Consider the following 17215-nt stretch of genomic DNA (forward strand, 5'->3'; position numbering starts at 1 on the left):
TCCTCGAGCTCGATCTCCTTGGCGATGGAGACACCGTCGTTGGTGATCGTGGGGGCGCCCCACTTCTTCTCCAGCACGACGTTGCGGCCCTTGGGACCCAAGGTCACCTTGACGGCGTCGGCGAGCTGGTTCATACCGCGCTCGAGACCGCGCCGGGCGTCCTCGTCAAACGCGATCATCTTGGCTGCCATAAGGCTAGACCTCCCAGATGCAGGGTGGCTTGTCGTGGACCGAGCCGACGCCCGCGACGGCATGGGTCAGCATCTCCTTCGGCAGACCCCATCGTCCCGATCCGAGTGTTGGCACTCTGCTGCACAGAGTGCCAACGAACTGTTTAGCACTCTACCCTGTCGAGTGCAAGCGAGAAGCCTCCTACCGGGCCTTTCCTCCCCATATCAGCCTGTACGGCAGAGCCGTCCATCGCCGGCTGCAGGACCCCGCACCTGCGACAAGCCGCGTCCAGGCCACCGCAGGTGGCGGGATCCATACGCACGGCGAGCCGCCTCGCGCGGCTCGCCGTGACCGAGTCGACGAAAGAAAGGTGGCGGGCTCGCACGGACTGCGCTGCCGGGCGATCCCCGCCGGTGCATACCAGGGGGGTGTATCAGACCGCGCGGACGGACTCCGCTTGAGGTCCCTTCTGGCCCTGCGTGATCTCGAACTCGACCCGCTGGCCCTGTTCGAGAGATCGGTACCCGTCCATCATGATCGCTGAGTAATGGACGAATACATCCTTACCACCGTCTACCGCGATGAAGCCGTAGCCCTTGTCCGCGTTGAACCACTTGACGGTGCCCTGCGCCACTTCCGACTCCTCTTACTGGGCTTTCAGATCTCGCCCATTCCTCCGCGAGACCCGTAATCGCCGGACTTAAGGGAAAATCAGCCAGACGATCGCCCTCGACCATACCTGTGGCACGGGGTTTGGCAACAGAGTCAATCTGCAAACGACGCATTTCTTCGCAACGAAGGTGCTTCAGCGTTTCATTTGCCCTGGAAATGGAGAAGGCGCCCACTAGGGGCGCCTTCCACACGTGTGATCTATAGCACTCAGCCGCCGGCAACCGCCGGGATGATTGAGATCTGAGTGCCCTCAGGTGCCGGAGTGTCGAGCCCGTCGACGAAACGGACGTCCTCTTCCCCAACGTAAACGTTGACAAAACGACGAATCTTGCCCGATTCATCCAGAATTCTCGCGCCGATCCCCGGGTAGTCCGAGTCGAGCTTGGCAAGGACGTCACGAAGAGTCGCGCCCTCGCCACTGACTTCGGCGTTGCCCCCGGTGTAGGTGCGCAGAATGGTGGGAATCCGCACCGAAACGCTCATGGTTAAACTCGCCTTTCCTGGTTGTCAGACAGTCGCGCGGAACGCGTCGAGGGAGGGCCGGATCACAGCCGTGGGCTGGGCGTCGTCGCTGATCGCGTCGAGTGTCTTGAGCCCGTCGCCGGTGTTGAGGACCACGGTCTCGGCCTCGGGGTCGAGCCGCCCGCTCTCGGCGAGCTTCTTCAGCACGCCCACGGTCACCCCTCCCGCGGTCTCGGCGAAGACGCCCTCCGTGGAGGCCAGGAGCTTGATCGCGGCCACGATCTCGGCGTCCGTGACGTCCTCGACGGCCCCGCCGGTGCGCCGGGCGATGTCGAGCACGTACGGCCCGTCGGCCGGGTTGCCGATGGCCAGCGACTTGGCGATGGTGTCGGGCTTGACCGGCTGAACGACGTCGTGCCCCGCCTTGTACGCGGTGGAGACCGGCGAGCACCCGGCCGCCTGCGCCCCGAAGATCTTGTACGGCGTGTCCTCGACCAGCCCCAGCTGCACCAGCTCGCGGAAGCCCTTGTCAATCTTGGTGAGCTGCGAGCCGGAGGCGATGGGGATGACGATCTGCTCGGGCAACCGCCACCCGAGCTGCTCGGCGATCTCGTACGCGAGCGTCTTGGAGCCCTCGGCGTAGTAGGGCCGCAGGTTGACGTTGACGAACCCCCACTTGTCACCCAGCGGGTCGCCGATCAGCTCGGAGCAGAACCGGTTGACCTCGTCATACGTGCCTTCGATCCCGATCAGCTTGCCGCCGAACACGCGAGCCATGGCGATCTTGGCCGCTTCGAGGTTGGCCGGGATGAACACGCACGCCTCGAGCCCGGCGCGCGCCGCCGCCGCGGTGACCGCGCCCGCGAGGTTGCCCGTAGAGGAGCAGGAAAGGGTGTGGAAGCCGAAGTTACGCGCCGCCTCGACGGCGATGGCGACGACCCGGTCCTTGAAGGAATGGGTGGGGTTGCCCGAGTCGTCCTTCACGTACAGGTTCTTGAGACCGAGTGCGCGTCCGAGGTTTCCGGCCTTGACCAGTTTGGTCCAACCCGGGTTCATATTGGGCTTACTGGCTACGTCAACCGGCACCGGGAGCAGCGACCGGTAACGCCAGATGTTGGCGGGACCCGACTCGATGTCGGAGCGGGTCACCGTACCGAAGGAATAGGCCGCTTCGAGCGGCCCGAAACACTCCAGACACGCGAAGCTCGGACCGAGCGGGTAACGCGTGCCGCACTCGCGGCAGGACAGACCGACAGCAGGACCAAAGTCGAGCGACATGAAGCGAGGCCTTCCCTCATCTTCGCCCGCGGCCACCTTGACCGCAGACCGGAATTGGCACCTTGTCCCGGTCGGCCTCGCCCTGTCGCGAGTCTCAAACCGGGAGGGTTGCCGGGGCTTCGCAGGGCCGGTCCCTCCACCCCTCTGGATGAGCAATATTCAGTTGTTGAAAAGGACTCTACCCGTCCATGGGGCCCAAATGGCCACCCGTCTCAAGATGCGAGACGTGGCGTCTCAGCGATAATCATCACCCAGCACTCCCTGCACGTATTTGCGGGCCTGGTGAATGCGCGACTTGGCGGTGCCCAGGGGGATGCCGAGCTGCTCGGCCACCTCGTTGTAGTCGAGCTGGACGATGTCGCGCAGCACCAGCGCCTGCGCCAGGTCGGGCTTGTCGGCCTCCAGCGCCTCCATGGCGTCGAGCAGGTCGAGCCGGGAGCCCGCGATCACGCTCACCCGCGCCACGTCGGGCTTCTGCGTGGGCAGCTCGTCCGAGGTCTGCTCGGCCGCGCGGCGTTTGAGCGACCTGTACGTGGTGCGCGCGCAGTTGGCCGTCACGATGTGCAGCCAGGTGCTGAACCGCGCCCGGCCCTCGAACCGGCCGATGTTGCGCGCCACGGCCAGCAACGTGTCCTGTGAGGCTTCCTCGGCATCCTGGTGATAGGGGAGGATCCGGGCGCAGTGCCGCATCACATCCGGCTCGATCCGCGCCAGGAGCTCGCCAAGTGCGCGATGATCTCCTCCTGCGGCCGAGCGGGCGAGTTCCTCGGTTAGCTCATCAAGCGCCATAGCTGGGATCCTATGGGCGAAGGGAGCGTAGATGAACAGCGTCCTGGTGGCCTCCAACAGAGGACCCGTTTCCTTTACCGTCTCGGACGACGGCGAGCTGACCATGAAACGCGGTGGCGGCGGCCTGGTTTCGGCACTGTCCGAGGTGGCCAGGAAGGACGGCATGCTGTGGGTGTGCGCGGCGCTGTCCGACGGCGACCGCAGCGCCGTGCGCCTGGTGCCCGGCGGCCGGATCGACCACGCCGGCTACGACACGGGCCCGCTGCGCATGCTCGACATCCCGCCCGCCACCTTCCACCGCGCCTACAACGCCGTGGCCAACTCCACCCTGTGGTTCGTCAACCACCTGCTCTACGACATCCCCAACTCGCCCAACTTCGGCACGAGGTTCGAGCGCGAGTGGGAGTCCTACCGCGACTACAACGGCGCGTTCGCGCTGGCGCTGGCCGAGGAGGCCGGCCACGGCGCCCGCGTCATGGTGCAGGACTACCACCTGACGCTGACCCCGGCGATGCTCCGCGCCGAGCGGCCGGACCTGCGCATCGCCCACTTCAGCCACACCCCGTGGGCGCCCCCCGAATACTTCTCGCTGCTGCCCGACGAGGTGGTCGGAGAGGTCCTGGAGGGCATCCTGGGGGCCGATCACGCCGGGTTCCTGGCCGACAGGTGGGCGCAGGCGTTCATGGACTGCTGTGAGGCGCTGCTGGGCGCGGAGGTCGACCGCGTGGGCCGCAGCGTCACCCACGAGGGCCGGACCACCCGCATCGGCGTGCACAGCCTCGGCGTGGACGGCGACGCGCTGTGGGAGCGCGCCGTCGAGCCCGACGTCGAGTCGCACATGACCGCGCTCAGGGAGCAGGTGGGCGACCGCCGGCTGATCGTCCGCATCGACCGCACCGAGCTGTCGAAGAACATCGTGCGCGGCCTGGTGGCCTACCGCGAGTTCCTCGCCGCGCACCCGGAGTGGCACGGCAAGGTGGTGCACCTGGCGTTCGCCTACCCGAGCCGGCACGACCTGCCCGAATACCGCGAATACACCGCGTCGGTGCTGCGCCGCGCGCAGGAGATCGAGGACGAGTACGGCACCGAGGACTGGGACCCGCTGATCCTCAACGTCAACGACGACTACCCGCGTTCGCTGGCCGCGTACCGGATGGCCGACGTGCTGCTGGTCAACCCCATCCGCGACGGGATGAACCTGGTCGCCAAGGAGGGCCCGATCCTGTCCACGAGGTGCGCGCTCGTGCTCTCGCGCGAGGCGGGGGCGGCGGCCGAGCTGGGCCCGCACGCGCTCGTGGTGAACCCGTACGACATCAGCGGCACGGCTGCCGCGCTGCACGCCGCGCTCGTCATGCCGGAGGACGAGCGCCGCATGCGGCGCGACAAGCTGCACGCCGCGGCCACCGCCCTGCCCCCGCAGAAGTGGCTCGCGGCCCAGCTCGACGCGCTGGCCGAGATCTGAGCCCGGTCAGGTCCAGTCGGCGTGCTTCAGCGTGTCGGCCAGCCCCGGCGTGTTCCACTGGTCCACGATGAGGATCTTGCTCTGCGGCAGGTACCACTCGCGCTGCGTGAAGCGGAGCAGCACCTTCGTGGTCGAGCCCGAATACTTGACGCACTCCGACTGCCACGCGTTGTAGGCGGCCTTGTGCCCCGCGCCGACCTGGCGTAGGCCCCTGGTGACCTTCGGGCCGATGGCCTCGCCCCACTTCCGGTTGAACGGGCACGGCTGCACGTCGCTCGCCGTGTAGAAGGGCCGCTTGCCGGTGTACGGGCCGAACCCCTCGGCGCCGCGCTTGATGGACGAGGGGCCGAGGACGTAGAAGGCGTCGCATTCGGGCGTCCCCCAGCCCATGGGCTTGCCGCACTTTCCGGTCACGATCTGGACCTCGTCGCCGAAGCGGTGGACCACCCACTTGATCGGGATGTACAGGGTCAGGCCCTTGCGCAGCTTGACCGCCTGGGCGGGCGCGGCGTGCGCGGGCAGGGAGGTCGCGAGGAGGGTGACCGCGGCCACGGCCACGGCCACGGCGGCGAGGTGTCGCTTGTGCATGCGCCCGACCCTAGGGAGCGCGACTTGCAGCTCAATCACGAACGGCTGAAAGCCGCCACAAGCTCCTCCAGCAGCGCGACGACGCCGTCGGGCCCGTCCACCACGATGTCGGCCCGCTCGGCCAGCTCGGTGACCTCCGCGGAGCCGCTGCACACGGTCACGCCGGGCAGCCCCGAGAGGCGTACGGCCTCGAACGCGGCCAGGTCGCCGAGATCGTCGCCCACGAACATGACGGACCTGGCGGCCCGCTCCGCCAGGAACAGGCTGAGCGCCTGCCCCTTGTCCATGCCCGGCGGCCGCAGCTCCAGCACGAAACGCCCCGGCTCGACCACCAGGCCTCGCTTGCCGGCCAGCTCGGCCAGCGGCTCGCGCAGCCTGGCCAGCGCGCCCTCCGGGTCGGAGCTGCGCCTGGTGTGCACGGCCACCGCCCGGCCCTTGTCCTCGATGGTGACGTCGCGCAGGCCCAGCGACTCGAGCAGCAGTTGCAGCTCGGCCTCGGCCTCGAGCACGCCCGGAGGCGGCGGGGGCCCGGAGATCTGCCCGGCCTCCCAGCGCTCGAAGCCGTAGTGCCCGAGCACGACCAGCCGGGGCACGTCGGCCAGGCCCGGCCCGAGCTCCAGCGCGGTGGCCGGCGGCCGGCCGGTCACGATGGCCACCGCCAGGACGTGGGCGCCGAGCTCGGCCAGCACCTCCGGCGCCTTCGGATGGATCACTGCCTCGGCGGGATCGGGCACGATCGGCGACAGGGTTCCGTCGAAGTCGAGCCCGATCACGGCGCCCGCCGGGTCGTCCAAGATCGCTTTCATTCCAGGGATGTTCCTCACGCGGCTGCCGTACCCAGCCGGTCAGGGACGCATGCCGAGTCTCCTGGCGGCGCGGTCACGCTGACGGGTGGACCGTAACCTGCGCAGCCGCTTGACCAGCATGGGATCGTGCTCCAGCGCCTCCGGCCGGTCGATCAGCTCACCGAGCAACTGGTAGTAGCGCGTGGCGGAGAACCCGAAGCTCTCCTTGATGGCCTGCTCCTTCGCGCCCGCGTAGCGCCACCATTGGCGTTCGAAGGCGAGGAGTTCGAGATCGCGTTCTGAGAGGGGTTGGCCGGACGTCTCCTGGGCAGCATTGTCACCGCTGAGCGGTGCTCCCATGGTGTCCTCCTCGGGGAAGGTGCGTGCGACGACTCCGCACGCACGCGGCCCGTGGCCAATCGTAATGTGCGAAGTGCGGCTGTTCACGACGTATTGAGAGACGTACAGTCACGAAATGTGACCTCAGTAATCACGCTCCTCACCGACTACGGACTCGAAGACGGCTATGTGGCGGCGTGTCACGGAGTGATCGCCGGAATCGCCCCCCAGGCGCGGGTGATCGACGTGTGCCACCTGATCCCCTCGGGTGACGTACGGCGTGGCGCGGCGATTCTCGCCCAGACCATTCCGTACCTTCCCGCGGGCATCCATATCGGCGCGGTCGATCCCAGCGCGGGCGGCGCCCGGCGGGCGGTGGCCGTCGAGGCGGGCGGGCGGGTGTTCATCGGGCCCGACAACGGGCTGCTGTCGTGGGCCGTGCACGCCAGCGGCGGCGCCGAGGCCGCCTACGCGATCAGCAACGAGGAGCACTTCCTGCGGCCGGTCTCCCCCACCTTCCACGGGCGCGACGTCTTCTCGCCGGTCGCGGGGCGGCTGTGCGGCGGGCTGAGACCGTCGGACCTGGGGCCCGAGGTGCCGATCGGCAGGCTGGTGACGCTGCCGGCGCCGACCACGCTGCTGCGCGAGGGGTCGGTGGAGGGCGAGGTCGTCTCGGTCGACCGCTACGGCAACACCCAGCTCTCGATCGCGGTCGGGGACCTGCACGCGCTGGGCGTGCGGGTGGGCGACACGCTGGGGGTCTGGCTGGGCCGGCGGCAGCTCTCGCTGCCCTACCGGGAGACGTTCGCGGCGGTGCCGCCGGGGGAGCTGGTGGCGTTCGCGGACTCGGCGGGGCTGATCGCGATCGCGGTCAATTCCGGTGACGCAGCGCAGCGGCTGGGGCTCCCACCTGGCGCACATGTCCGACTCTCCCCTACTCCATAGGGCGAAGGCACACAGATCGGAATTACTCCGCGTATCGGTCTGTTTACCGAAGCGTCGGAATGAATCAGCGGGCGCGTGTCAGAATGCAACGCGCGGGCGTCCCTCCCCTCCCCTCCAGAGGTCGACGTGTACCAGCTGTCCATCGTGCTGCTCTCCATAATGTCCGCGATCTGGCCCGCGCCGGAGCCGCCCGTGTCAGAGCGCTGGCACGCGTGGCCCGTCGCGCAGATCTTCCCCGCGACCCTGCCCGGGGTCAGCCCGTCGGGGGCGCGGGTCACGTACGAGCTGGCCGGGGTCGCCCCCGAGGCGCCCTGCCGGACGGCGTTCCAGCCCGCCGCCGTCCGGCGCGGCTGCCGCGTGGCCCTGCGCGCCACGTACGCCGACAGCACGCAGACGTTCGTCGCCACCGTGGGCATCGCCGTGCTCGACACGCCCGGACGCGACTACTTCCGCGTGGGACGGCCCGCGACCGTGCGGCCGGTGGCCTTTCCCCGGGGGCCGGCCGAGCGCTTCGGCGAGCGGCAGTACTTCACCGGGGTGGTGCTCAGGTCCGACGAGCGCTACGTGGTGGCGACGGCCGCCGGGTACGCCGACGGCCGGCCGTACCAGCCGGGTGACCGCCTCGCGCCCCGGCTGCGCGCCACGGCGCGGCAGCTCGCCACCGAGTTGCACCGGACGCTCACCCGATGAGCAGGCTCGCCGTCGCCTTCCTCGTCACCGCGCTGGTGGTGGGAACCGTTCCGGCGAGCGCCACCGACGACGTGGGCGAGGCCGCCCGGGCGGGACAGTGGCAGCTCGCCGCGATGCGGCTGCCCGAGGCGTGGCGGTCGAGCAGGGGCGAGGGCGTGATCGTCGCCGTGCTCGACACCGGCGTGAACGGCCGCCACCCCGACCTGGAGGGCGCCGTGATCCAGGGCCCCGACCTGACCGGCACCGCCAAGGGCCTCTGGGGGCGGCACGGGACCGCCATGGCCAGCCTGATCGCCGGGCGCGGCCACGGCGACGAGCACAAGGGCGGCGTGATCGGGGTGGCGCCCGCGGCGAAGGTGCTGTCCATCCGGGTCACGCTGGAGAACGGCGACCCGCTGCGCGAGCAGCAGCGCGCCGGCGGGCGCGACGCGCTGGCCAAGGGCATCCGGTACGCGGTCGACCACGGGGCCGACGTGATCAGCATGTCGCTGGGCGGCGGCAGCGGCGCGTGGGAGGGCTCGCCGTCGGAGGAGGAGGCCATCCAGTACGCGATCGCGCGCGGCGCCGTGCTGGTGGCCTCCTCGGGCAACGACGGCGGCACGGCCAACAGGAAGAACTTCCCCGCCGCCTATCCCGGGGTGATGGCCGTGGGGGCGGTGGACCGGGGGCTCAGGGTGGCCGCGTTCTCCAACAGGCAGGACTACCTGTCGGTGGTCGCGCCGGGCACGGAGATCGTCACGGCCGACGCGCGCGACTCGTACGTGGTGAGCGACGGCACCAGCTCGGCGGCGGCCATGGTGGCGGGCGTGGCGGCCCTGATCAAGTCCGCGTATCCCGACATGTCGCCCTACCACGTACGGACGGCCATCGAGCTCGGCACCAGGCTGCAGCCGGCCGACGGTCACAGCCCTTCCTACGGGCACGGGGTGGCCAACGCCCTGCTCGCCCTGCGGGAGGCCGCCCGTCTGGACCCGCCCGGCGCCGGCCTCGCCCGCCCCGGCCCGTACTTCGGCGACGGCCCGCCGCCCGCCTCCCGGGGGCCGGTGGTGGCGGGCATGCTGATGCTCGCCGCGGCGATGTCGGCCCGCATCCTCGTCCGCCACCGCAAACGCCGCTCCTGATCCCAACCCGACCCTCCCTCCCCCAAAAGGACGGAAGGGACGTCGGCGGGTCGTTACCCTAGCAAGCGCTTGTGCGATACTGATGGCATGACGTTAGCGATCGAGGGCTGGTTCGCCATCGACGAGGACGGCGTCTTCCTCCTGGGCGCCGGCTGCGCCACCTGCGGCACCGTCACCTTCCCGCCCCGTACCGGCCTCTGCCCCAACCCCCGCTGCGACGCCACCTCGATGGAGACGACCCGCCTCCCCCGCCGCGGCCGGGTGTGGTCGTACACGAACGCCTGCTACCCACCCCCCGCCCCCTACGTCGCCGCGGACCCGTACGTGCCGGTGACGCTGGCCGCCGTCGAGCTCGACGAGGTGGGGATCGTGGTGCTCGGGCAGGTCAAGGGCCTCACCGTGAACGAGCTGGAGGTCGGCATGGAGCTGGAGCTCACCTCCGGGCCGCTGTCGGACGGGCCGCTGATGTGGATGTGGGAGCGGGTCTCATGAACGTCGTGGTGCTGGGCGTCGGGATGCATCCGTGGGGCAAGTGGGGCAGGCCCTTCCTGGAGTACGGCGTCGCGGCCGCCCGCGCGGCCCTGGGGGACGCCGGGGTGGCGTGGACCGACGTGGAGTTCGTGGTCGGGGCGGACACGATCAGGAACGGCTACCCGGGCTTCGTCGCGGGCGCCTCCTACGCGCAGGCGCTGGGCTGGTCGGGCGCCAGGATCGCCTCCTGCTACGCGGCCTGCGCCTCCGGCGCCCAGGCCGTGGACATCGCCCGCACGCGCATCCTCGCGGGCCTGTGCGACGTGGCGCTGGTGGTCGGGGCGGACTCGACCCCGAAGGGCTTCTTCAAACCGGTCGGCGGCGACCGCCCCGACGACCCCGACTGGCTCCGCTTCCGCCTGCTGGGCGCCACCAACCCCGCCTACTTCGGCCTGTACGCACGCAGGCGCATGGCCGTGCACGGCTCGACCCCGGCCGACTTCGCCGCCGTCAAGGTCAAGAACTCGCGGGCCGGCTCGCTCAACCCCATGGCCCGCTACCGCAAGCCCGTCACCGCCGAGGAGGTGCTGGCCTCGCCGCTGGTCGCCGACCCGCTGCGCCTCATGGACATCTGCGCGACCTCGGACGGAGGCGCGGCGGTGGTCCTGGCCTCGGAGTCCTACGCCCGCCGCCGGGGCCTGCGGGCTCCGGTACGCCTGGCCGCGGTCTCCACCGTCACCCCGACCTTCCCCAGCACGATCCTGGAGCTGCCGAACTTCGCCACCGATTCCCGCGTCGCCGCACCGGCCCCTGAGAGGCCCTTCAGAGCGGCGATCGCGCACGCGGCGTACGAGGAAGCAGGGGTGGGACCTGAGGACGTCTCACTGGCGGAGGTGTACGACCTCTCGACCGCCCTGGAACTGGACTGGATGGAGGACGTCGGCCTTTGCCCGCCAGGGGAGGCGGCCAAGCTGCTGCACGACGGGGAGACGGGGCTCGGCGGCCGGATCCCGGTCAACCCCTCGGGCGGCCTGGCCTCCTTCGGCGAGGCGATCCCGGCCCAGGCGATCGCCCAGCTCTGCGAGCTGACCACGCAGCTGCGGGGCGAGGCCGGCGACCGCCAGGTGCCCGTCGCCCGCGTCGGCCTCGCCGCCAACCAGGGCCTGTTCGGCCACGGCTCCGCGCTGATCGTCACCACGTAGAAACGCGAAGACCCTCCGGGGTAGCTCCCTCGGAGGGTCTTATGAGGCGTGTCAGCCTACGTGCACCACGTCGTGCGTCTCCGCGAAGTGGCAGGCACTCTCGTGCCCGGTACCCGGACGGATCTGCAGCAGCGGCTCCTCCTCGGCGCAGATCTCCTGCGCCTTCCAGCACCGCGTACGGAACCGGCATCCCGACGGCGGGTTCGCCGGGGACGGCGGGTCGCCCTGCAGGATGATCCGCTCCCGCTGCTCCCGGCCCTCCGGGTCGGGCACCGGCACCGCCGAGAGCAGCGCCTGCGTGTACGGATGCGCGGGCTTGTCGTAGATCTCGGTGTCCTTCCCGAGCTCCACGAACTTGCCCAGGTACATCACACCCACCCGGTCGGAGATGTGCCGCACCACCGACAGGTCGTGGGCGATGAAGATGTACGCCAGGTCGAACTCGTTCTGCAGCCGCTCGAGCAGGTTGATCACCTGCGCCTGGATGGACACGTCCAGGGCCGACACCGGCTCGTCGCAGACGATGATCTCCGGCTGGAGCGCCAGCCCTCGGGCGATGCCGATGCGCTGCCGCTGTCCACCGGAGAACTGGTGCGGGTAGCGGTTGATGTGGTCGGGGTTGAGACCGACGACCTCCAGCAGCTCCTGCACCTTCTTGCGGCGGTCGCCGCGCGGCGCCGCCTCGCTGTGGATCTCGTACGGCTCGCCGATGATGTCGCCGACGGTCATCCGGGGGTTCAGCGAGGTGTACGGGTCCTGCATCACCATCTGGATGTTGCGGCGCATCCGCTTGAGCTCGCCGCCCTTGGCCCTGCCGATGTCCCGGCCGTTGATCAGCACCGAGCCCGAGGTCGGCCGCTCCAGCGCCATCAGCACCTTGGCGAGGGTGGACTTGCCGCAGCCCGACTCGCCCACGATGCCCAGCGTCTCGCCCTTGTGCAGGTCGAACGACACGCCGTCGACGGCCTTGATCGCGCCGATCTGCCGCTTGAAGACGATGCCCTGGGTCAGCGGGAAGTGCTTGACCAGGTCCCGAACCTCGAGGATGCGCTCACCGATCGCCATCGAGGACCTCCCTCCAGTAGTGGCACGCGCTGCCTCGGGTGCCGCTGATCTCGTGGAGCGGGGGGGCGTCGGTCACACAGTCGTCCTGCCGGTAGGGGCACCGGGGGTGGAACGCGCAGCCGGACGGCAGGTCGAGCAGGTTGGGCGGCAGGCCCTTGATCGCGTACAGGTCCTGGCCCTTGAGGTCGACCCGGGGGATCGACTCCAGCAGACCCTTCGTGTACGGATGCGCGGGGCCCTTGTAGATGTCGTGCACGGGGGCCTTCTCCACGATGCGACCCGCGTACATGACGGCGATCTTGTCGGCCACGTCGGCCACGACGCCGAGGTCGTGCGTGATCAGGATCAGGCCCATCTGGCTCTCGCGCTGCAGCTCGGCCAGCAGCTCCATGATCTGGGCCTGGACGGTCACGTCGAGCGCCGTGGTCGGCTCGTCCGCGATCAGCACCTCGGGGTCCAGCGCGATCGACATCGCGATCATGATGCGCTGGCGCATGCCCCCGGAGAACTGGTGCGGATAGTCGTTCACGCGCTGCCTGGCGGCCGGGATGCGGACCCGGTCCATCAGCTCGACGGCCTTCTTCATGGCGTCGCGCTTGGACATGCCGCGGTGCACCCGGAACATCTCGCTGATCTGCCAGCCCACGGTGAACACCGGGTTGAGCGCGGAGAGCGCGTCCTGGAAGATCATCGCGATGCGCTGGCCGCGCACCTGCGTGCGCGCCTCCTCCGACAGCCTGAGCAGGTCGGTGCCCTTGAAGCGGATCTCCCCCTTGGGGATGACCGCCGGCGGCATGTCGAGAATGCCCATGATCGCCTGCGCGGTCACGGACTTGCCCGAACCCGACTCGCCCAGCACCGCGAGCGTCTCACCGGGGCTGACCGTGTAGCTCACGCCGTTCACAGCGCGTACGACCCCGGCACGCGTACGGAACTCCACGTGCAGGTTGTCGACCGCGAGCAGCGGTTGGTCGCCCAGCCCTCCCTCGGCGGGCAACACATCCGTTGACGTCTTCTTCACTTGATCCCCCCTTCTACCTGAGCTTCGGGTCGAGCGCGTCGCGCACGGCGTCGCCCATCATGATGAACGCCAGCACCGTGATGCTGAGGAACACGGCCGGGAACACCAGTGGCAGCGGCGCCTCCAAGAACCTGATGCGCGCGTCGGCGATCATCAGACCCCATGAGATGTCCGGCGACTGGACGCCCACGCCCAGGAACGAGAGCGCGGCCTCGGCGGCGATGAAGCCGCCCAGGTTGATCGTGGCCACGACGATGACCGGCGCCAGCGAGTTGGGCAGCAGGTGACGGAACATGATCCGCCCCGCGCTCGCTCCCAGCGCCCTGGCCGCGACCACGAAGTCCTGGTTCTTCGCGGTGATCACGGCCGCCCGCATGATGCGGAACGTCATCGGCCAGCCGAGCACCGCCAGCGCGAGGATGACCAGCATGATGCTGTTGGCCCGGCCGCGGAAGGTGGCGGCGATGAGCAGCGCGCCCAGGATCGGGGGGATGGCGAAGAAGATCTCGGTGACCCGCGAGGACACCGTGTCGACCACGCCGCTGCGGAAGCCGGCGATCAGGCCGAGCAGACCGCCGACCACCGTGGTGATGATCGTGGTGAACACGCCGATCACGATCGAGTTGCGGGCGCCGTAGATCGTCCTGGCGTAGACGTCGCACCCCAGGCTGTCCTTGCCGAACAGGTGGCCGGCGCTGGGCGCCTGCCTGGCCGTGGACAGGTCACAGGTCCTGGCGTTGAACGGGTCGATCGCGGTGAACAGCGCCGGCAGGAACGACATGACGAGCAGGACCAGGATGATGACCACCGAGATGATGAACATCGGCCGGCGCCTGAGGTCGTACCAGGCGTCGCTCCACAAGCTCGCGGGCTTGCCTTCCTTGCCCTTCTTGCCCTGTGGCGTGGGCGCCGGGTCGGTAACCGTGTCCGTGACCAGTGTCTGCGTCTCCGGGAGCCCGGGCCCGACCGGCGGGATTGGGTTACTCATAGCGGATCCTCGGGTCGAGCACGGCGTACAGCAGGTCGACGACCAGGTTGGCCAGGATGTAGATCAGCACCAGGACGGTGATGATCCCCACCACAACCGGTTGTTCTCGCAAGTAAACCGACTGGAACAGCTGATTTCCAATCCCCGGGAGATTGAAGATCGTCTCGGTGATCACCGCGCCGCCCATCAGGTTGCCGAGGTCGGCGCCCAGATAGGTGATCAGCGGGATCAGCGCGTTACGCAACCCGTGCCGGCCGATGACGCGCCGTCGCGGCAGGCCCTTGGCCGTGGCCGTTCGGATGTAGTCCGCTCTGAGCGTCTCCACCAGGCTGGTTCTGGTGAGCCTGGTCAGGTACGCGATCGACGTCCCCGCGAGCACGAAGCCGGGCAGCAGATAGCTGCGCCAGCCCGCGAACGTGCCCGCCACCGGGAAGATGTCCAGCCCGGTCCACAGCTTGAGCTTGACGCCCAGGACCAGCTGCAGCACGAAACCGGTGACCAGCGTGGGCACCGAGATGAGCAGCAGCGTGGAGGCCAGGATGGCGGTGTCGGTGGCCTTGCCGCGGCGCAGCGCCGCCCACAGGCCCAGGCCGACGCCGATGAGCGCCTCCATCACCAGGGCGGTCAGCGCGAGGTTCAGGGTGACCTGGAACTTGCCGGCCATGACCTGGGAGACGGGGACGTCGGCGAAGTTCACGCCGAAGTCACCACGGAAGAGCACGCCGCTGATGTAATACCAGTACTGCAACAGCAGCGGATCGTTGAGGTGATACTGCTCACGCAGGACCTCGGCGACCGCGGGGTCCGGGCGCTTGTCTCCGAACAGCGCCGCGATGGGGTCCCCTGGCAGTGCGAAGACGATCATGAAGATGAGTAGCGTGGCGCCGAGCAGGACGGGTATCGCCTGGATCAAGCGCCTGATGACATAACGGCCCATACAAGCCCTCCGGTACATGACTTGGAGGCAGCCCCCGGAGCCCGTGGTTCACCCGGCTCGAGTGGCTGCCTCCAAGCTCAGCCCTCCGGCGGGTGGACGGCAAGAGCCGTCCACCGCGCGAATGAACGTCAGGCCTTCTCGATGTCGACCCAGTTAACCTGGTTGAGCAGGTTGAGCTTGACGTTCTTCACCTTCGAGGAGTACCCGAAGTTGCTCCGGTAGAAGTAAACCGGGATGTACGGGAGGTCCTTGATGAGGATGTCGTCGGCCTGCTGGTAGAACTTCAGGCCCTCGGCGGCGTCCGCCGCCTGGTCACCCTTGGCGACCAGCGCGTCGAACTCCTTGTTGGAGTAACCACCGTAGTTCGAACCGGTGCCGATGGAGCCGGTGCCGAAGATCGGGGTCAGGTAGTTCTCAGCCGACGGGTAGTCGATGGACCAGCCCATACGGAACAGGCCCTTGTACTCCTTGGCGTCCAGGGCGTCCAGGATGCCCTGGAACTTCTCGAACGGCTTCGGCGTGACCTCGATGCCCAGGTTGGCGCGGAGGTTGTTGGCGACAGCCTCGATCCACTCCTTGTGGCCACCGTCGGCGTTGTAGCCCAGCTCGATGGTCTTGGGGCCCTTGGCGGCGTCGTACAGCTTCTTGGCCTCGGCCGGGTTGTACGTGCACGCGTCGCAGGCGCCCTGGCGGTAACCGGGGATGGCCGGGTTGATGAAGTCGTCGGCGGGGGCGCGGGTGCCGGAGAAGACCGTCTCGGTGATGGTCTTCCGGTCGATGGCCAGCGAGATGGCCTTGCGGACCTGCGGGTCCTTGAACTCGGGGTTGTACTGCAGCGGGACGCCGATGTAACCCACGGCGGCGTCGGGCTCGTCGTGGTAGCGGTCGCCGAGCACGGACTTGGCGGTGGCGATCGTCGACGGCGGCAGCGAGTCGTGGATGTCCAGGTTCTCGGCCTGCAGGTCGTTGAACGCGGTCTCCGAGCTCGTGTAGACCTTGAACTGGAGCTTCTTCCAGTTCTTCGGCTTGGCGCCCGTGAACTTGTCGTAGACGGTCAGGTCGATGGTCTGGTCGGTGCCCTTCTTGTAGGGCTTGTCGAGCTTGAACAGGCCCTGGCCGGTCGGCTGCTCGCCGTAGGCCTGCGTCACCTTGCCGTCGGCGCCGAGGGCCGTCTTCGGCATCGGGTAGAACGCGGTGTAGCCCAGCATCGTCTTGAACTGCGAGAACGGCGCCGTGAGCGTCACCTCGAGCGTGGAGTCGTCGACGACCTTGAGGCCCTTCATCTCCTTGGCCGTCGGCGTCTTGCCCTCACCCGGGTGGACGTCGGCGTAGCCGTCGACGCGCCCGAAGAAGTAGGACGAGCTCATGGCGTTGTCCTGCAGGGCCGCGTAGTTCCACGCGCGAGCGTAGTCGGCGGCGGTAACCGGCGTGCCGTCGTGCCACGTGTAGCCGGACTTGAGCTTGATCGTCCAGACCTTGCTGTCCGACGTCGTGATCGACTCGGCGGCTTCCTCGACCGGCTGCTTGTTCTCGTCGTAGCGGACCAGCGGGGAGAACACTGCGGCGAGGACCTCGGACCCCTCGGTCTCGGTCGTGTTCTGGGGGTTCAGGAGCTCCTGGGGCTCGCCGATCTCCATGCGGACCGGCGTCTCCCCGCCGCCTCCGGCAGCAGTGCCGCCACTGTCAGAGGCGCCACCGCCACACGCGGCAACCGCGAGGGCGAGCAGCGCGGTACCGGCGACGATCTGTGCGCCCTTAGTAACACGCATGGTGAAAGAATTCCTCCCTCTACAGGTGGGCGTTAGCGCTGAGCTGCGGTGATCGTGAGCAGCCTGACGGGGGGATCCTGGTTTTCCCCCCGGGTTTGGCTGACATGGTCAAACCAGCCGACGCCCTGCCAGTCGATCGCGACTATCCCTTACTACTTGCCACCAGGGAGTCTCTGGCGCGTTGCAGTTCGGTCACACGTGTGCCAATCCAGCGTCACAGACATTCAGCCCAACAGGCAACAAATCGTACAGAGCCCGTGTAACCGGTACGGCCGGGACGTGAACAGACGATGAAAATTACCCTCTACAGGAGAGTGGTCGTGCCCTTGCCAGCGCACCGCGCCGCGCTGGGCTACGGTTGAGCAGGTCTTGACGGCACCTTGGGAACCGAGTGTCCCGAGACTCCGTCCAACTGACGCTGCCGCCAACCCGCGCGGCAGGCACCCCACCGACCGGGATC

At 68.8% G+C, this 17215-nt stretch carries 19 protein-coding genes and 1 riboswitch; of the genes, 6 read left to right on the plus strand and 13 right to left on the minus strand.

Annotated features, from left to right (window positions below):
• The 5 genes from AB0L65_RS60835 to AB0L65_RS60855 form a co-directional block, all read right to left on the minus strand.
• A partial coding sequence (locus tag AB0L65_RS60835; RefSeq protein WP_363985658.1) for a TCP-1/cpn60 chaperonin family protein occupies positions 1–191 on the minus strand: 191 nt, incomplete at its 3' end.
• A gap of 413 nt (positions 192–604) precedes the next feature.
• The gene (locus AB0L65_RS60840; protein ID WP_068927743.1) at positions 605–805 is read right to left on the minus strand and encodes a cold-shock protein; all 201 of its coding nucleotides are present in this window, start codon (positions 803–805) and stop codon (positions 605–607) included.
• A gap of 245 nt (positions 806–1050) precedes the next feature.
• Positions 1051–1326, minus strand: coding sequence for a MoaD/ThiS family protein (locus AB0L65_RS60845; protein WP_364266530.1), 276 nt, complete (start codon positions 1324–1326; stop codon positions 1051–1053).
• A gap of 24 nt (positions 1327–1350) precedes the next feature.
• On the minus strand, positions 1351–2583 hold the full coding sequence (gene thrC / locus AB0L65_RS60850; RefSeq protein WP_364266533.1) for a threonine synthase: 1233 nt from the start codon (positions 2581–2583) through the stop codon (positions 1351–1353).
• 13 nt (positions 2584–2596) lie between these two features.
• A riboswitch (SAM riboswitch) is annotated at positions 2597–2738 on the minus strand.
• 79 nt (positions 2739–2817) lie between these two features.
• The gene (locus tag AB0L65_RS60855; protein WP_319719563.1) at positions 2818–3372 is read right to left on the minus strand and encodes an RNA polymerase sigma factor; all 555 of its coding nucleotides are present in this window, start codon (positions 3370–3372) and stop codon (positions 2818–2820) included.
• Between the two features lie 31 nt (positions 3373–3403).
• Between AB0L65_RS60855 and AB0L65_RS60860 the strand changes: the two genes are divergently transcribed.
• On the plus strand, positions 3404–4834 hold the full coding sequence (locus AB0L65_RS60860; RefSeq protein WP_364266536.1) for a trehalose-6-phosphate synthase: 1431 nt from the start codon (positions 3404–3406) through the stop codon (positions 4832–4834).
• A gap of 6 nt (positions 4835–4840) precedes the next feature.
• On the opposite strand, the gene AB0L65_RS60865 is transcribed toward AB0L65_RS60860, so the two are convergent.
• Genes AB0L65_RS60865 through AB0L65_RS60875 form a run of 3 tightly spaced genes read right to left on the minus strand, consistent with a single transcriptional unit; the run spans position 4841 to position 6567 of the window.
• Positions 4841–5422: a hypothetical protein gene (locus AB0L65_RS60865; RefSeq protein WP_364266539.1), complete on the minus strand. Its 582-nt coding sequence runs from the start codon at positions 5420–5422 to the stop codon at positions 4841–4843.
• A gap of 35 nt (positions 5423–5457) precedes the next feature.
• Positions 5458–6228: a trehalose-phosphatase gene (gene otsB / locus AB0L65_RS60870; protein ID WP_350742599.1), complete on the minus strand. Its 771-nt coding sequence runs from the start codon at positions 6226–6228 to the stop codon at positions 5458–5460.
• A gap of 39 nt (positions 6229–6267) precedes the next feature.
• Complete coding sequence (locus tag AB0L65_RS60875) at positions 6268–6567, minus strand: DUF3263 domain-containing protein (RefSeq protein WP_350742598.1); 300 nt, start codon at positions 6565–6567, stop codon at positions 6268–6270.
• Between the two features lie 117 nt (positions 6568–6684).
• Here AB0L65_RS60875 and AB0L65_RS60880 point away from each other — a divergent pair, with 117 nt between their 5' ends.
• The 5 genes from AB0L65_RS60880 (at position 6685) to AB0L65_RS60900 (ending at position 10975) form a co-directional block, all read left to right on the plus strand.
• On the plus strand, positions 6685–7491 hold the full coding sequence (locus tag AB0L65_RS60880; RefSeq protein WP_350742596.1) for an SAM-dependent chlorinase/fluorinase: 807 nt from the start codon (positions 6685–6687) through the stop codon (positions 7489–7491).
• 75 nt (positions 7492–7566) lie between these two features.
• Entirely contained in the window at positions 7567–8181 is a 615-nt protein-coding gene (locus AB0L65_RS60885; protein WP_364266542.1) for a hypothetical protein, read from the plus strand.
• On the plus strand, positions 8178–9302 hold the full coding sequence (locus AB0L65_RS60890; RefSeq protein ID WP_364266545.1) for a S8 family serine peptidase: 1125 nt from the start codon (positions 8178–8180) through the stop codon (positions 9300–9302). Before AB0L65_RS60885 ends, AB0L65_RS60890 begins: the two co-directional genes overlap by 4 nt.
• A gap of 87 nt (positions 9303–9389) precedes the next feature.
• Positions 9390–9794, plus strand: a complete 405-nt coding sequence (locus AB0L65_RS60895) for an OB-fold domain-containing protein (RefSeq protein WP_364266548.1) — start codon at positions 9390–9392, stop codon at positions 9792–9794.
• Positions 9791–10975, plus strand: coding sequence for a lipid-transfer protein (locus tag AB0L65_RS60900; RefSeq protein WP_364266551.1), 1185 nt, complete (start codon positions 9791–9793; stop codon positions 10973–10975). The genes AB0L65_RS60895 and AB0L65_RS60900 overlap by 4 nt, the downstream gene beginning before the upstream one ends.
• 51 nt (positions 10976–11026) lie before the next feature.
• On the opposite strand, the gene AB0L65_RS60905 is transcribed toward AB0L65_RS60900, so the two are convergent.
• From AB0L65_RS60905 to AB0L65_RS60925, 5 genes are all read right to left on the minus strand, one after another.
• Positions 11027–12040: a dipeptide ABC transporter ATP-binding protein gene (locus tag AB0L65_RS60905; RefSeq protein ID WP_350742586.1), complete on the minus strand. Its 1014-nt coding sequence runs from the start codon at positions 12038–12040 to the stop codon at positions 11027–11029.
• Complete coding sequence (locus tag AB0L65_RS60910) at positions 12027–13061, minus strand: ABC transporter ATP-binding protein (protein ID WP_350742584.1); 1035 nt, start codon at positions 13059–13061, stop codon at positions 12027–12029. Before AB0L65_RS60910 ends, AB0L65_RS60905 begins: the two co-directional genes overlap by 14 nt.
• A gap of 13 nt (positions 13062–13074) precedes the next feature.
• The gene (locus tag AB0L65_RS60915) at positions 13075–14049 is read right to left on the minus strand and encodes an ABC transporter permease (RefSeq protein ID WP_364266554.1); all 975 of its coding nucleotides are present in this window, start codon (positions 14047–14049) and stop codon (positions 13075–13077) included.
• On the minus strand, positions 14042–15004 hold the full coding sequence (locus AB0L65_RS60920; RefSeq protein ID WP_364266557.1) for an ABC transporter permease: 963 nt from the start codon (positions 15002–15004) through the stop codon (positions 14042–14044). The genes AB0L65_RS60915 and AB0L65_RS60920 overlap by 8 nt, the downstream gene beginning before the upstream one ends.
• Before the next feature lie 110 nt (positions 15005–15114).
• Positions 15115–16755: an ABC transporter substrate-binding protein gene (locus AB0L65_RS60925; protein WP_364266560.1), complete on the minus strand. Its 1641-nt coding sequence runs from the start codon at positions 16753–16755 to the stop codon at positions 15115–15117.
• Positions 16756–17215 lie beyond the last annotated feature (460 nt).

Source organism: Nonomuraea sp. NPDC052116 (assembly GCF_040680035.1).
GTDB classification, from domain to species: Bacteria; Actinomycetota; Actinomycetes; order Streptosporangiales; family Streptosporangiaceae; genus Nonomuraea; species Nonomuraea angiospora_A.